We start from the raw sequence: 14,015 nt of genomic DNA, 5'->3' as shown, positions 1-14,015 counted from the left end.
CTCAGGCGGCCGCCCTGACCTCATGCGCGTAGTCCCAATAGAGCTTTCGCGCCCGGCTGAACACCGGGCCGATCGGCAAGGTCCGATCGTCGATGCGGATGACCGGCGCCACCTTGGCGAAGTTGCCTGAAGAGAAGATCTCGTCGGCGTCCAGGAAATCTGCGTAGCGCAGCGTGGTCTCGACCACGCTGGCGCCGTCGCCGCGCAGGAGATCGATGACGCGCTGGCGGGTGATGCCGTTGAGGAAGGTGCCGTTCGGCACCGGCGTGAACACGACGCCGTCCTTCACCATGAACACATTGGCATTGCCGAATTCGGCGACATTGCCGAGCATGTCGAGCATCAGGCAATTGTTGAAACCCCGCGACGCCGCCTCGATCAGCGCCCGCGAATTGTTCGGGTAGAGGCAGGCGGCTTTGGCGTCGACCGGCGCGCATTCGGCGGTCGGCCGCCGGAACGGCGACAGCGTGATCGCATTGCCGGTCGGCTGCGGCATCGGCGCCTCGTAGATGCACAGGCACCAATTGGTGGTCTCGGGGTCGAACAGAACGCCGCCGCCGGCGCCATGCTGCGCCCAGTACATCGGCCGGATGTAGAGTTCGGCCTTCGCGCCGAACCGCGCGATCCCTTCGCGGGCCAACCCCATCCAGGTCCCGACGTCCACCACCGGCTTGAGCCGGAAATTGATCGCCGACTGGTTCACCCGCGCGCAGTGCCGATCGAGATCCGGCGTCACGCCCTCGAACGCGCGGGCGCCGTCGAACACCGTCGAGGCGAGCCAGGTGGCATGCGTGCGCACGCCCATGATCGGCGCGTTGCCCTCGCGCCATTCGCCGTCGAAGAACGTCCAGGTCTGCGAGTAGCTGACAGGCTTGACGATGGTGGTCATGGCGGCCCTCCCGTTCGATGGCAATCGATCCTGCCGTTCTGGCGTGGAGATTTTAAGGATCTCCTCGCCGCGCCGCTGCTCATGATCAATTCACGCTTCGCTGCGATGATGGCCGTCGTCTTGGTTAACCCGGAACACTGATGCCGCTCGATCCTCGCGCCCAGCGCCTGCTGACAATGGTCGCCGCTGCCGGAGCGGGCGCTCGGGAGCGGCCGAGCCCGGAGCAGCGCCGGCAATCGCTCGCGAAGCTGATGCAGTTCTCGCGCAACGATCTTGGCGCGGTCGTCACGCGGGACGCGCATCTCCACTCCCCCGCCGGTCCGGTCCGATATCGCCTGTACACGTCTGCTACGGATGAGATCACCGGCGATCGTCTCCCCGGCTTCGTCTACTTTCATGGCGGCGGGCTCGTTGCGGGGAGTATCGAGACCCACGACAAGGTCGCGGCGGCCCTTGCGGTAGCCTCTGGCTGCCGGCTGCTCTCGATCGACTACCGGCTCGCGCCGGAGCACAAATTCCCCGCCGCGCTCGATGACGCGCTGGCCGCGGTCCAATTCGCCTTTGATGAGGCCGTCGCACTCGGGATCGACAACGAAAGACTCGTGGTCGGTGGCGATTCCGCCGGCGCGACGCTCGCGGCCGCGGTGTGCCAGGATGCCTCGGGCCGTTGGCCGATCTCCGCGCAATGTCTCATCTGTCCCGTGTTGGATTTCGCGACGGCGTGGCCGTCCCGCGAGGAGTACGGGAGCGGCTACCTGATCGACGCGGCGACCTGGCAGGCCGACCTCGCCGACTATCTTCCCGAGGCAATCGCTCTGGACGACCCGAGGATCTCTCCTCTGCGCGCGCCTGCACTTGCCGGATTGCCGCCCGCGATCATCCACACCGCGGAATTCGATCCGATGCGGGATGAGGGTAATGCTTACGCCGCCAGGCTCGCGGCGGCTGGTGTTGACGTCACGCACGTCTGCCACGACGGCATGGTTCATAATTTCCACGCGCTCGGCGCGATCCTGCCGCAGGCCAAGCCAGCACTGGACCTGATTGGGCGCCAACTTCAATCGCTGCTGCAGGACTCCGGCTCCCATTAATTCGAGGTAATACGGCGAGACATCGTTAGGGTTATTTCGTCGTTGTTGTCGCGAATTATGAACCGCTTTACCGCTGCGCTCATACAAATCGGTCACTCGCGGAATACGAGCAGCCTGCATCAGCAGACGATGCGGGAGCGGAGATCGCCGATGCGCAACGAGACGATTGCAATCCACGCCGGCTATGAGCCCGAGGGCACGACCAAGGCGGTTGCGGTGCCGATCTATCAGACCGCCGCCTACGCGTTCGACAGCGCCGATCACGGCGCCGCGCTGTTCAATCTCGAAGTCGAAGGCTATCGCTACAGCCGCATCTCCAATCCCACGACAGCCGTGCTGGAGAAGCGCGTCGCCGAGCTCGAAGGCGGCGTCGGCGCGCTCGCCGTCGGCACCGGCCAGGCGGCGCTGCACTTCGCGTTCGTCAACATCGCCGATGGCGGCGGCAACATCGTCTCGGTGCCGCAGCTCTACGGCACCACGCACACGCTGCTCGGCCACATCCTGCCGCGGCAGGGTATCACGGGGCGCTTCGCGGAAAGTGATCAGCCCGACGCGATCGAGCGGCTGATCGACGAGAACACCAAGGCGGTGTTCGCCGAGACGATCGGCAATCCCGCCGGCAACGTCTGCGACATCGAGGCGCTCGCCAAGGTCGCGCATCGCAACGGCGTGCCGCTGATCGTCGACAACACGGTCGCCACGCCCATCCTGCTGCGGCCGTTCGACTACGGCGCCGACATCGCCGTTCATTCGCTGACTAAATTCCTCGGCGGCCACGGCACCACGCTCGGTGGCATGCTGGTCGACAGCGGCAACTTCCCCTGGAAGCAGCACGCCGACCGCTTCCCGGCCTTCACCCAGCCGGACACCTCTTATCACGGCATGGTCTACGCCGACCATTTCGGCCGCAGCGCCTACATCCAGCGCGCCCGCAGCGTCTATCAGCGCACCATGGGCGCCGTGCTGTCGCCCTTCAACGCCTTCCTGCTGCTGCAGGGCATTGAGACCGTGGCGCTGCGCATGGAGCGCCACGTCGAGAACGCGCGCAAGGTCGCCGAATTCCTGCGCAACGATTCGCGCGTCGCCTGGGTCAACTACACGGGCTTTCCTGACAGTCCTTACTACCCGCTGGTCCAGAAATATCTCGACGGCCGCGCGTCGTCGCTGTTCACGTTCGGCATCAAGGGTGGGATGGAGGCCGGCAAGGCGTTCTACGACGCGCTGAAGCTGATCACCCGTCTCGTCAACATCGGCGATGCCAAGTCGCTCGCCTGCCATCCCGCCTCGACCACGCACCGGCAGATGCCGCCGGACGACCAGCGCAAGGCTGGCGTGCTGCCGGAGACGATCCGTCTCTCGATCGGCATCGAGCACATCAGCGACATCATCGAGGATCTCGACCAGGCGCTCGCGCAGGCCTGTCCGCCTCAGCGCCAGCTGGATGCAGCCGAGTAGAGCCAGCAGCCGATGACCCTGCTGTTCGACAGACATCGCAGGATCACGAGCCCTGCTCTCGTGCCCGTCGACCTCGACGGCCGCGCGCGGCGGGCGGGCGAGCTGACCATCGGGCTCGTCAACAACATGCCGGACAGCGCGCTGAAGGCGACCGACGTCCAGATCGCCAAGTTGCTGCAGCAATCCGCGCCGCGCGACGTGCACATCCGGCTGCATTGCTTCTCCTTGCCGTCGATCGGGCGATCGCCGGCAGCTCAAAGCTATCTGGCCCAGGCCTACACGCAGATCGAGCGGCTCGACCGGCTCGGGATCGACGGGCTGATCGTCACCGGCGCGGAGCCCATCGCCGCGCAGCTGCGCGATGAGCCCTATTGGCCTGATCTCACCGCCCTGATCGACTGGGCGAGGACCAACACACGCTCGACGATCTGGTCCTGCCTCGCGGCCCACGCGGCGGTGCTGCATCTCGACGACATCGAGCGGCAGCGGCTTGCCTTCAAGTGCTCCGGCATCTTCGACTGCGTGAAGGTCAAGGACGACTGGCTCACGCGCAACATCCACTCCCCGCTCAAGGTGCCGCATTCCCGGCTCAACGCCGTCAACGAGCCGTTGCTGGCGGCGCGCGGCTACGACATCCTGACCCGATCCGCCGATGTCGGCGTCGACATCTTCGCCCGCGACATGCCGAGCCGATTCGTGTTCTTCCAGGGCCACCCCGAATATGACGCGCTCTCCCTGCAGCGCGAATACATGCGCGACATCGCGCGCTATCTCGCCGGCCAGCGCGACGACTATCCGTGCCAGCCGAAATCCTATTTCAGCGCCGAGACCGAGGCGGTGCTGACCGCGTTCGAGGCGCGCGCCAAGGAAAGGCGAGATCCGACCATGGCCGCCGACCTGCCAGGGCTGACGCTGCGCCCCGACCTCGCCTCGGGGAGTGCGGCGCTGGTCCTGTTCAGAAACTGGCTCGCATACCTCGGACAAAGCGGATAGCGGACAACCACACGCATCGCATCGCGCATCCTGATCTGTTAGATTGGCCCGGTCCTCCTGCTTTGCAAGGTTCCGATGGCCCGTCGCACCGGCAGCGCTGATCTTCCGCTCCATTCCGGGCGTGTCCCGGCCTGGCTCGGCACGCGCATGGCCTCGCTCGGCGCGATCATCACGCAGGCGATCGTGCATCATTACGGCCGCGACGAATTTTTGGCGCGGCTGTCGCATCCGTTCTGGTTCCAGTCGTTCGGCGCTGTCATGGGCATGGACTGGCACTCGTCGGGGATCACCACCAGCGTGATCGGCGCGCTGAAGCGCGGGCTGAAGCCACTGTCCGGCGAGCTCGGCATCCATGTCTGCGGCGGCCGCGGCGAGCATTCGCGCAAGACGCCGGACGAGCTGCGCCTGCTGAGCGACCGGCTCGGCCTCGACGGCGAGGGCTTGGTGCGCACCAGCAAGCTCGTCGCCAAGGTCGACAGCGCCGCCGTGCAGGACGGCTTCGACCTCTATCTGCACGGCTTCTTCGTCACCGCCGATGGCAAATGGACCGTCGTGCAGCAGGGCATGAATGGCGAGGCGCGTCAGGCCCGGCGCTACCACTGGCACTCTCCGGACATCGCCGACTTCGTCGACGCGCCGCACAGCGCGATCGATGGACCCGCGCAGGGCGAGATCGTCAACCTCACCGACAAGCGCGCCGCGCCGTCGCGCAACGCCCAGCTCGAGCTACTGATCGACCTCGGCCCAGATCGCGTCGTCACCGAGTTCGAGCGGCTGAGCACGCCAACGCCGGTGCAGGCGCAAGCGATGCTGCCGCATCTCATCATGCCCGATCATCACGACGTCAGGCCGAAGAACGTGTTCGCCCGCCGGCTGCACGGCACCCTGGCGGCGGCTGCCGAGCGCGGCCCCGTGGATTTCCCCGAGCTGCTGCTGACTCCCGGCGTCGGCGCCCGCACCGTGCGCTCGCTGGCGATGGTCGCCGAGGTCGTGCATGGCGCGCCATATCGGTTCACGGATCCGGCGCGGTTCTCGCTGGCGCATGGCGGCAAGGATAGGCATCCCTATCCCGTGCCCATCAAGGTCTATGACGAGACCATTCGCGTGCTGAAGTCGGCGGTCGGTAACGCCAAGCTCGGCCGTGACGAAGCGCTGGCGGCGCTGAAGCGGCTCGACGATCAGGCGCGGCAGCTGGAACGGACCGCGACAGGCCCGTCGCTCGATGCCTTCATCGCCACTGAGCGCGCCGCATCGCCGGAGCTGGACGGGCGCTCGGTGTTCGGCTGGGAGCGCGAACTGATCCAGCGCACCGACGAGGCCTGAGCACATGCCGGCGCGCAGCGCGGGCGTGCTCGCCTTTCGTCGTCGCGGCGGCACGCTTGAGGTGCTGCTGGTGCATCCGGGCGGACCGTTCTGGCGCAACAAGGATGCGGGCGCGTGGTCGATCCCGAAGGGCGAGTTCGGCGCCGGCGAGACCGCCGAAGCGGTGGCGCGGCGCGAATTCGCCGAGGAGCTCGGCACTGAGCTCAGCGCGCCGCTGATCGCGCTCGGCGAGATCAAGCAGCGCGGCGGCAAGGTGGTCGAGGCGTTCGCCGCCGAGACCGATCTCGATGCCGAGGCCATCGTCAGCAACGACTTCGAGCTCGAATGGCCGCCGCGGAGCGGCCGTCTGCAGCGCTTTCCTGAGGTCGATCGCGCCGCCTGGTTCGATCTCGCCGAGGCCAGGGCCCGCATCAATCCGGCGCAGGCAGCGTTGATCGATCGTCTGGTGGAGATCAGCGGAGGGTGAATCGTCACCGTCCGCTGCCTCGTGTCAGGCCGCGCGGACGTTGCCGAGGAAGCGCCCGGTCTGGTTCTTCAACTGATCCGACTGGCTGCCGAGCTGGGCCGCCGCGCTCAGTACCTGCGCCGCCGCCGCGCCGACCTGCCCCGACGCCTCGCGCACGCCGACGATGTGCTGCATCACGCCCTGCGTGCCCTGCGCCGCCTGCTGGACGCTGCGGGCGATCTCCTTGGTCGCGACGCCCTGCTCCTCGACCGCGGCCGCGATGGTTTCGGTGATCTCGTTCATCTGGCCGATCGTGGTGCCGATCTCGCGGATCGCGGTGACGGTGGAGGTGGTCGCGTCGCGGATCGCCTCGATCTGGCTGGTGATCTCCTCAGTCGCCTTGGCGGTCTGCGCCGACAGCGCCTTCACCTCGTTGGCGACGACCGCAAAGCCCTTGCCGGCCTCGCCCGCGCGCGCCGACTCGATGGTGGCGTTCAGCGCCAGCAGGTTGGTCTGGCCCGCGATGGTCTGGATCAGCGCCATCACCTCGCCGATCTTCTGCGAGGCATGGACCAGTCGCGTGACCATGGATTCGGTCCGGGTCGCCTGCTCCACCGCGTTCTGCGCAATCGACGACGACTGCGTCACCTGCTTGGCGATCTCCTGGATTGACGACGACAGCTGCTCGGCCGAGGCCGACACGGTCTGCACGTTCTTGGCGGTCTGCTCGGCGGCCGCGGCGACCTTGGCGCTCTGGTCGCTGGTGCCCGAGACGATGGTCGACATCGATTGCGCCGAGCTCTGCAACTCGCCCGCCGCACCCGCCGTGGTCTGGATCACCCCGCCGATCGAACGCTCGAACTCGTCGGCGATGCGCGCCAGCACCGCCCGCCGCTCCTCGGCGGCCTGCTGCTTGGCCTGCTCCTGCTCGGCCCTGATGCGCTCGCTCTCGACGAGATGATCCTTGAGGATCTGCAGGCTGCGCGCCATGCGGCCGATCTCGTTGCGGCGATCGGTGAAGGGCACCTCGAAGTCGAGATGGCCCTTGGTCAGCTCGTCCATCACGGCGCAGGTGCGGTCGAGCGGAACAACGACGCTGCGTCCGAGCCAGAATGCGACGATCGCAGCAATGAGCAGCCCGGCGAGGGCCCCCACGCTGGCCCACAAAGCGCGCTGATAGACGGCCGCGTCGACGTCGTCGACATAGACGCCGGCCTGAAGCGCCAGCATCTTGTCGCCGCTGCCATAGGCGCCGACATAGGACATCTTCGGCAGCTCGGTGCTGCCGCCGGCGCGTGGAACCTTGTACTCGACGAAGCCTCCGCCGGCCCGCGCGGCGCGGACGATGTCCTGAATCAGCAGCTTGCCGGTGGAGTCCTTGTAGTCCCAGCGGTTGACGTTGATGTATTTCGGGTTGGCGTGGACATAGGTGACGCCCGCATCCGCCGGCCCGGTACCGTACACGCCGAGATAGTCGTTATACTGCCCCCAGCGCATCGCACCGATCGCGGCGAAGGCCTGCTGCCGAGCCTGCTCCGGCGCGATCTTTCCGGCTGCCGCCGCGGCGTCATAGTGACTGAGCACCTTGATGGCCGATTCAACCAGGTTCCGGACCAGGGCCTGCCGCTCCTCGATGACGGTGCTGCGTAGCATCAGGATCTGCATCGCGGAGACAGCGAACATTGCGATCGACATCACGGCGATGATGGCCGCGAGACGCTGATAGACAGTCAGGTGTCGCATTTTCTGGTTCTCGTTGCATGGACTGTATGCACGATACCAAGCGCACATTAATGGTTTGCTATCCGTGCGTGGATGCGTCGACGAACTAATTAGTCTTTCGAACTATGAATATATCAATGCGCGACATATCACGCGAGCACAACCGATACACTTCGCTCACCGCTCACTAAAACTAACATGCGATAGACTTGGGAAGGACCGGCGGACACCTGACGAGGTCCACGGGTTGACGGCGCCGCGACGCAGGGAGCGCCCGAGCTTTGTGCAGCGGCCCTCGGATCGAGGGTGCAGGGAAGACCAGACATCGGCTGATTCCTGCGGCCCCCGTGCGGAAAACAATGCACGGGGCAGGAACCACAGGTTCAACCGGCTTGCCCGGCCTTCCCTGCGCGACAGTTTACGGTTTATACGCGATCTCCTCGGTGCACCGGGCTTGTTGGCCACCGTGGGCGACAGCTCGCCTGAGGCTCGCTCCCGCCGGACACCAGCATCGGGGTGCCAGGACCACGCGACTTCGCCGTCCATGCCGATGCCACTCGTCAGTTGGCACCTGCATGTCCATCACATCCCGCCCCAACGGTCCTGACGATGCGCAGCGCCCCTCGTCGATGGAGCAGGACCACGACAGAGAACCACGAATTCCGATAAAGCGAAAGCCCAAAATCTGCGCAGACCGGTGCGAGCACAGCGATGTGCCTGAACCGATGGAGAAACTTCGTGTGCGGCGCCTGGCTGTTCCGAGCAATTTGCAGCCCTGCAGCGCGGACCGCCTTGCGCAAGCCCTGCCCGACGGGCGACTCAGCCGGCGCGGGATGCGGCCGCGCGCCCTGGCCGGCGATGCCGCAACGCGAGCAGCATCACGACGGCGGCACAGGAGCAGGTGAAATTGAGCGCCAGCGGCGCATTGCTGCCGAAACGGGTCAGAAGCTCGACCAGGATGGGCGCGGAGATCGCCGATGCGACGTTCATCGGCAGCCCGATCTGCGCCGAGGCCCTAGCGAACGCCGCCTTGTCATAGAACACCAGCGGCATGGTCGCGCGCGCCACCGCAAGCGCGCCGGTGCCGAGGCCGTAGATCAGCATGAACGTCGCGATGGCGACATGCGAGCCGTGGCTCAGCATCAGGAGCAGCATGGCGGCCGGCAGCGCGAGGCCTGCGACGATCGCGGTGGTGATGCCGTCCCAGCGGCCGCCGCCGAGGAAGTCGATCACACGCGCGCTGATCTGGATCACGCCGAGCAGCGAGCCGAAGCCGATGGCCTCCGTGGGCGAAAGACCCTCGGCCTTGAGGAGCTCGATCAGCACAGCGCCCATGCCGAAGGCGACGAAGGCGTTGAGGCCGGACGCGCCAACCAGCAGATAGAACGTGCTGCGCGCCGGCGTGGCCGCCGGCGTCGACTGCGCTGCGTCCGAGCCGGCCGGCAGGGAATCGTGAACGCGGCGCGGCAGCAGGAACACGAACAGCGGCAGCGACACCAGCAGCAGCAGGCCGGCGTAAACGAGGCAGGTGCTGCGCCAGCCGATATGCGCCGACAGCGCCGAGGTGACGGGCCAGAAGATACTGCTCGAAAGCCCGGTGACCAGCATCAGCGCGCCGATGGCGCTGCGGGCACGCAGGCCGGCGACTTCGTTGAGCACGATATAGGAGGCGGTCGAGAGCGTCGCGCTGCCGGCGATGCCGAGCAGCAGCCAGGCCGCGTAGTAGGTGAGAGGACCCTGCGCGGCCGACAGCAGCGCATAGCCGGGCGCCGCCAGCAGCGTGCCCGCGATCATCACGCGGCGGCCGCCCTGCTTGACGAACGGCCGGGCCAGCAGGGGCGAGCACAGCCCCATCGACATGTACAGCACCGTGGTGCTGGCGAAGATCGCGGTCAGGTCCATCTCCAGATCCGCCGCCATGGCCCGGCCGATCACCGCCGGCAGGCTGAGCGTGCCCCAGGCGATCAGCTGTGTGACGGCTAGCACGATCAGGACGCGCAGGATGGAGGGATCGGCGATGACGGGGGGCATGGGGACGTGGAGACTTCCGGGAATGAGCCGCCGGATTGCGACGCGGCGCAAACGGGGTTTTAGAGCATTGTGGCCGGGCCAGCCCCGCTGTTTCGGAATTGCGGCCCGCCGCCGATGGGGGGCTGGCGGTCAGGCCGCAGGCTCGGCGCGGGCCGGCCGGCGCCGGCGAAGCAGCACCAGCATCACCAGGGCCATTGACGAGCATGCCAGTGTCAGCCCGAGCAGCGCGTTGCTGCCATAGGCCGTGAGCAGCCCGGCCAGGATGGGCGCGGAGACGGCGGAGAGCAGGTTGAGCGGCAACGCGATCTGAGCCGACGCCTTGGCGAAGGCCGCCTTGTCGTAGAACACCAGCGGCATCGTCGCCCGCGCCACGGCAAGCGCGCCGCTGCCGAGGCCATAGATCCCGATGAAGATCGCCACCGTGGCATGCGAGCCGCTGCCCAGGATCAGCAGCAGCATCGCCACGGGGAGCGCGCAGCCGGCGGTGAGCGCGGTGGTGATGCCATCCCATCGGCCGCCGCCAAGGAAGTCGAGCGCGCGGGCGCCGATCTGAATCACCCCCAGCATCGACCCGAACCCGACCGCTTCCGCCGCCGTCAGTCCCTCCGCCTTCAGCAACTCGATGAAGACGGCGCTGAGGCCCATCGAGACGAAGGCATTGAGGCCGATGGCGGCGACCAGGAGAAGGAAAGTGCTTCGGAGCGGCGCATCACGGCCGCGCGCCTCTGTTCCCGGCGCGACCGCTGAGTGATCCCCTGAGCGACCCGGCAGCACGATCACGAGCAGCGGCAACGAGACGAGCAGCAACAGGCCGACATACACCAGGCAGGTGCCGCGCCATCCGACCGTCGCCGCAATCGCCGACCCCGCCGGCCAGAAGATGCTGCTCGACAGGCCAGTGACCAGCATCAACGCGCCGATCGCGCTGCGCGCGTTGGCGCCCGCGACCTCGTTCAACACGATGTAGGCGGCTGTCGACAGCGCCGCGCTGCCGGCTATGCCGAGCAGCAGCCAGGCGGCGTAGTAGGCGACGGGACCTTGCGCCGCGGCCAACAGTGCGAACCCCGGCGCCCCCAGCAGAGTGCCGGCGATCATCACCTTCCGGGCGCCATGCTCGACGAACGGCCGTGCCAGCCAAGGGGAGCAAATCCCCATCGCGAGATAGAGGATCGAATGACCGGCGAAGATCGCCGGCAATGTCATGCCGAGATCCGCCGCCATCTCGCGACTGAGCACCGCGGGCAGGCTGAGCGTACCCCAGCCGATCAGCTGGGTGACGGCAAGCACGCCGAGCGCGGTCAGCAGTCTCCTCTCCAACATCACCTTGCCCGCCCCATCGACAGCGAGCCGCATCGTACGAAACCGCCATGACGGTCCGACGCGCCTCACGTCCTGCGCTGTTTAGAAGGCCTCGCAATTCACTGATTTTCGTCGCCGCGTATGGGGGACCGGAGCATCCGCTCGTCGAAGGTCGGCTGGCTGCGGCCCGACGACAACTCGCCGGCCGCGGTGTTCCTCGCCTCCGATGCGGCGGCAATGGTCACGGGCGCGGAATATGAGGTGAAGGCCGGCGACAGCGCCAGGGATGTGTGAGGCAGAGGCGGTCAGCCGGCTGCCAGATCACGCGCAGGCTCCGCCAGCCAGCTCACCTCCGGCAGCGCCATCAGGGCGGGCTTGGCGAAGTAATAGCCCTGGAACAGCCGGATGCCGGCCGCGCGCAGCACCGTGAACTCTGCTTCCGTCTCGACACCCTCGGCCAGCACGCCGACGTTCAGCTCGCGCGCCATGGCCGCGACGCCGGCGACGATGATCTGCTTGGCGCGATCCCGATCGATGCCGCGCAGCAGCTCCATGTCGATCTTGATCAGGTTCGGCTGCAGCCGCGCCAGCAGATTGAGCCCGGCATAGCCGGCACCGAAATCGTCGAGCGCGGTCCAGAAGCCGAGTTCCTTGTAGCTCTTGACGATGCGCTCGACATGGTCGGGGCTCGCCATGCGCTCGTTCTCTGTGAATTCGAACATCAGGTTCTGCGCCGGGAAAGCGGCGCGCTTGGCCGCCGCCAGCGATTTCTGGATGCAGGCGCGCGGCTCGTAGACCGCATTGGGCATGAAGTTGATCGACAGCCGCGCACAGGGGTCGGTGAACAGGCGGCCGGCCGTCTCGATCGCCAGCACGCGGGCCGACTGGTCGAACTTGTACAGCTGCGTCTCGGTGAGCTGCGACAGGACGCTGTGCGCACCCTCGCCATTGGGCCCGCGCACCAGCGCCTCGTAGCCCCAGATCCTCTGGGCCGCCACATCGACGATCGGCTGAAACGCCATCGTGAACGCGAACGGAAGCTCGATCCCGTCAGCACATCCTGCGCATGCGCCCGCCATGGCGTGTCCCCCGGTTGAGCAGGCAAACTACGGACATGGCGTTAACAAACGGAGAAGGAACAAGCGGTCGCGTCCGGCAACCGGGAGATGCACGATCGAGCCCCTTACGGCCTTTCAAGCTGCAATGCTGCGCACTTTCCGACGTTGACCGGCGGCTGTCGCCCGGGGTCTACTGCGCCGCGTCTTCACCACGTCCCCTGGCATGCCGAGCGCGCCGTCGGGTTTCCGAAGTCGCAGCGCCGGTCGAGCGCGCCGGTCCAATCCGCGAAAGAAGGTATGCGGTCCGCAGACACGTCAGCCCTTGCCGCGCAAGCGATCTTGGCAGACCCGCTCTTTCCCTATGCCCGGCTTTGCTACGTGGATTCCGTTCTGAAGCTCTATGCGGAACGGCCTCGGCTCGTCGAGCTGATGCGCGACGCCGCCCGGATCATGACCTATGGCATCGTGATGAGCTATTGGGGTGGTTATCGTCTCCAGGAGTCCTCGACCTGGCTGACCATCTCGCGGCTCAAGACGGTCATGGCACAGTTCGAGGTGGCCAGCGACCGCCAGCTCGATCATATCCTCGCCCGGCTCGTCGACACCGGATACGTCACGCTGCATCAGCCGCCGCAGGATAGCCGTCTGCGCGTCATCCACCCGACGTCCGTCATGATCGAGCATGACCTCGAATGGATGCGGGCCCACTATGTGCCGCTCGCCATCCTCCATGGCGACAGCGCCTATGCGCTCGCCTTGAACGGCGATCCCGGCTTTCACCCGCATCTGCGGGCGGCGAGCATTCCGCTCTTCCCGCACATCGCGCGCAATGTTCTCAGCCAGAACACGGCCATGACCCGGTTTCTCAACCGCGCTTTCGGCGTGCTCGCACTGATGAAGATCGTGCAGGCAATCGCCCGTCGCGATGGTGCGGCGATGTCGTATAGCGCGCTCGGTTCAGCCTTCGGCGTGTCGCGCACGCATGTGCGCGACATTTTTGCAGGAGAGGCCGGCCATGGCGAGGCAATCGTGGCGCGCCGGCGAGGTTTCGCCCTCGCTCCATCGCTCTTGCGCAGCTTCGATCAGCTGGTTGCTGACGGTATGGTGGTGAGTGCGATTGCCTATGAAACTGCGCAGCGTGACCGCGGCGAGGCTCTGCAAGGCCGCCATTGACGCGCCGATATCCGTAAAATTCTTCGTTGACCGTCGAGGCTTCGGGCCTCGACAGTTCCGCTGCAAATCGCTTTGCACGACATGGAGAAGATATGAAAATCATTGCGCGCGCCTTGTTCACGCTCGGGGTCCTTCTGACCTGCGCAAATCTGCTTACAGCCCCCGCGGCCGCGCAGGCGACGACGGTCGCCTATGCCATCGTGGAATTGGATGTTCGTCAGCCGGAAGAGTTCGCCAAGGAATTTTTCCCGCTCGCCGCCAAGATCTTTGCCGAAGCGGGCGGTTCTTTCATCGTGCGGCCCGCGGCCCCTGTCGCCATTGACGATGTTGCCCCCAAGCGCGTGGCTATCATTCGGTTCGACAGCGTTGAAAAGGCAAAGGCGACCTTCGCCTCCGAGGCCTATCGCGAGGCGCGCAAAGTCGGCGACAAATATGCCGGCTTCAAGATCTTCGTTGTCGAGGCTCCCGCCCCTTGAAGACGCTGACGGACGACGCGGACTTTCCTGCCGTTTCCAGGTGGAGCGTCAGGCGTCCCA

13 protein-coding genes are annotated in these 14,015 nt (G+C 66.4%); 8 read left to right on the top strand and 5 right to left on the bottom strand.

All coding sequences use genetic code 11. From position 1 onward, the window contains the following. Position 1 precedes the first annotated feature (1 nt). The gene (locus ACQR1L_RS22555; protein ID WP_434860120.1) at positions 2 to 889 is read right to left on the bottom strand and encodes a branched-chain amino acid aminotransferase; all 888 of its coding nucleotides are present in this window, start codon (positions 887 to 889) and stop codon (positions 2 to 4) included. 140 nt (positions 890 to 1,029) lie between these two features. Here ACQR1L_RS22555 and ACQR1L_RS22550 point away from each other — a divergent pair, with 140 nt between their 5' ends. The 5 genes from ACQR1L_RS22550 (at position 1,030) to ACQR1L_RS22530 (ending at position 6,217) form a co-directional block, all read left to right on the top strand. After that, positions 1,030 to 1,980 (top strand): alpha/beta hydrolase, encoded by a 951-nt coding sequence (locus tag ACQR1L_RS22550; protein WP_434860119.1) that lies wholly within the window; start codon positions 1,030 to 1,032, stop codon positions 1,978 to 1,980. Between the two features lie 150 nt (positions 1,981 to 2,130). After that, a complete protein-coding gene (locus ACQR1L_RS22545; RefSeq protein ID WP_434860118.1) occupies positions 2,131 to 3,435 on the top strand; it encodes an O-acetylhomoserine aminocarboxypropyltransferase/cysteine synthase family protein in 1,305 nt (434 codons plus the stop codon). Positions 3,436 to 3,447: 12 nt separating this feature from the next. After that, complete coding sequence (gene metA, locus ACQR1L_RS22540; RefSeq protein WP_434860117.1) at positions 3,448 to 4,428, top strand: homoserine O-succinyltransferase MetA; 981 nt, start codon at positions 3,448 to 3,450, stop codon at positions 4,426 to 4,428. 75 nt (positions 4,429 to 4,503) lie between these two features. Next, a complete protein-coding gene (locus ACQR1L_RS22535) occupies positions 4,504 to 5,751 on the top strand; it encodes a DUF763 domain-containing protein (RefSeq protein WP_434860116.1) in 1,248 nt (415 codons plus the stop codon). Positions 5,752 to 5,755: 4 nt separating this feature from the next. Beyond that, on the top strand, positions 5,756 to 6,217 hold the full coding sequence (locus ACQR1L_RS22530) for an NUDIX domain-containing protein (RefSeq protein ID WP_434860115.1): 462 nt from the start codon (positions 5,756 to 5,758) through the stop codon (positions 6,215 to 6,217). A 24-nt stretch (positions 6,218 to 6,241) separates the two neighbouring features. Here the strand turns inward: ACQR1L_RS22530 and ACQR1L_RS22525 are convergent, their stop codons facing one another. From ACQR1L_RS22525 to ACQR1L_RS22515, 3 genes are all read right to left on the bottom strand, one after another. Further along, positions 6,242 to 7,939 carry a methyl-accepting chemotaxis protein gene (locus ACQR1L_RS22525; protein ID WP_434860114.1) on the bottom strand — a complete coding sequence of 566 codons (1,698 nt, stop codon included), beginning with the start codon at positions 7,937 to 7,939 and terminating at the stop codon, positions 6,242 to 6,244. Between the two features lie 798 nt (positions 7,940 to 8,737). Beyond that, positions 8,738 to 9,949, bottom strand: a complete 1,212-nt coding sequence (locus ACQR1L_RS22520; protein WP_434860113.1) for an MFS transporter — start codon at positions 9,947 to 9,949, stop codon at positions 8,738 to 8,740. A 129-nt stretch (positions 9,950 to 10,078) separates the two neighbouring features. Then, positions 10,079 to 11,269, bottom strand: coding sequence for an MFS transporter (locus ACQR1L_RS22515; RefSeq protein WP_434860112.1), 1,191 nt, complete (start codon positions 11,267 to 11,269; stop codon positions 10,079 to 10,081). A gap of 120 nt (positions 11,270 to 11,389) precedes the next feature. Here ACQR1L_RS22515 and ACQR1L_RS22510 point away from each other — a divergent pair, with 120 nt between their 5' ends. Then, positions 11,390 to 11,542 carry a hypothetical protein gene (locus tag ACQR1L_RS22510; RefSeq protein ID WP_434860111.1) on the top strand — a complete coding sequence of 51 codons (153 nt, stop codon included), beginning with the start codon at positions 11,390 to 11,392 and terminating at the stop codon, positions 11,540 to 11,542. 11 nt (positions 11,543 to 11,553) lie between these two features. On the opposite strand, the gene ACQR1L_RS22505 is transcribed toward ACQR1L_RS22510, so the two are convergent. Next, entirely contained in the window at positions 11,554 to 12,327 is a 774-nt protein-coding gene (locus ACQR1L_RS22505) for an EAL domain-containing protein (RefSeq protein ID WP_434860110.1), read from the bottom strand. An 87-nt stretch (positions 12,328 to 12,414) separates the two neighbouring features. Here ACQR1L_RS22505 and ACQR1L_RS22500 point away from each other — a divergent pair, with 87 nt between their 5' ends. Together ACQR1L_RS22500 and ACQR1L_RS22495 are read left to right on the top strand one after the other, a co-directional pair. Beyond that, the gene (locus ACQR1L_RS22500) at positions 12,415 to 13,479 is read left to right on the top strand and encodes a hypothetical protein (protein WP_434860109.1); all 1,065 of its coding nucleotides are present in this window, start codon (positions 12,415 to 12,417) and stop codon (positions 13,477 to 13,479) included. A 92-nt stretch (positions 13,480 to 13,571) separates the two neighbouring features. Then, entirely contained in the window at positions 13,572 to 13,955 is a 384-nt protein-coding gene (locus tag ACQR1L_RS22495) for a DUF1330 domain-containing protein (RefSeq protein ID WP_434860108.1), read from the top strand. Positions 13,956 to 14,015 lie beyond the last annotated feature (60 nt).

The sequence above is a fragment of the Bradyrhizobium sp. HKCCYLR20261 genome, from assembly GCF_051168435.1.
Taxonomy (GTDB): Bacteria; Pseudomonadota; Alphaproteobacteria; order Rhizobiales; family Xanthobacteraceae; genus Bradyrhizobium.
The sequence above is the reverse complement of the archived record's forward strand: the minus strand, read 5'-3'. Positions and strand labels throughout refer to the sequence as shown.

Bases quoted from the DNA above. Each gene is read 5' to 3' on its own strand.
- metA (WP_434860117.1), top strand. From the start codon at position 3,448: ATGACCCTGCTGTTCGACAGACATCGCAGGATCACGAGCCCTGCTCTC.
- ACQR1L_RS22530 (WP_434860115.1), top strand. From the start codon at position 5,756: ATGCCGGCGCGCAGCGCGGGCGTGCTCGCCTTTCGTCGTCGCGGCGGC.
- ACQR1L_RS22535 (WP_434860116.1), top strand. From the start codon at position 4,504: ATGGCCCGTCGCACCGGCAGCGCTGATCTTCCGCTCCATTCCGGGCGT.
- ACQR1L_RS22525 (WP_434860114.1), bottom strand. From the start codon at position 7,939: ATGCGACACCTGACTGTCTATCAGCGTCTCGCGGCCATCATCGCCGTG.
- ACQR1L_RS22520 (WP_434860113.1), bottom strand. From the start codon at position 9,949: ATGCCCCCCGTCATCGCCGATCCCTCCATCCTGCGCGTCCTGATCGTG.
- ACQR1L_RS22495 (WP_434860108.1), top strand. From the start codon at position 13,572: ATGAAAATCATTGCGCGCGCCTTGTTCACGCTCGGGGTCCTTCTGACC.
- ACQR1L_RS22505 (WP_434860110.1), bottom strand. From the start codon at position 12,327: ATGGCGGGCGCATGCGCAGGATGTGCTGACGGGATCGAGCTTCCGTTC.
- ACQR1L_RS22500 (WP_434860109.1), top strand. From the start codon at position 12,415: ATGCACGATCGAGCCCCTTACGGCCTTTCAAGCTGCAATGCTGCGCAC.
- ACQR1L_RS22515 (WP_434860112.1), bottom strand. From the start codon at position 11,269: ATGTTGGAGAGGAGACTGCTGACCGCGCTCGGCGTGCTTGCCGTCACC.
- ACQR1L_RS22555 (WP_434860120.1), bottom strand. From the start codon at position 889: ATGACCACCATCGTCAAGCCTGTCAGCTACTCGCAGACCTGGACGTTC.
- ACQR1L_RS22510 (WP_434860111.1), top strand. From the start codon at position 11,390: ATGGGGGACCGGAGCATCCGCTCGTCGAAGGTCGGCTGGCTGCGGCCC.
- ACQR1L_RS22545 (WP_434860118.1), top strand. From the start codon at position 2,131: ATGCGCAACGAGACGATTGCAATCCACGCCGGCTATGAGCCCGAGGGC.
- ACQR1L_RS22550 (WP_434860119.1), top strand. From the start codon at position 1,030: ATGCCGCTCGATCCTCGCGCCCAGCGCCTGCTGACAATGGTCGCCGCT.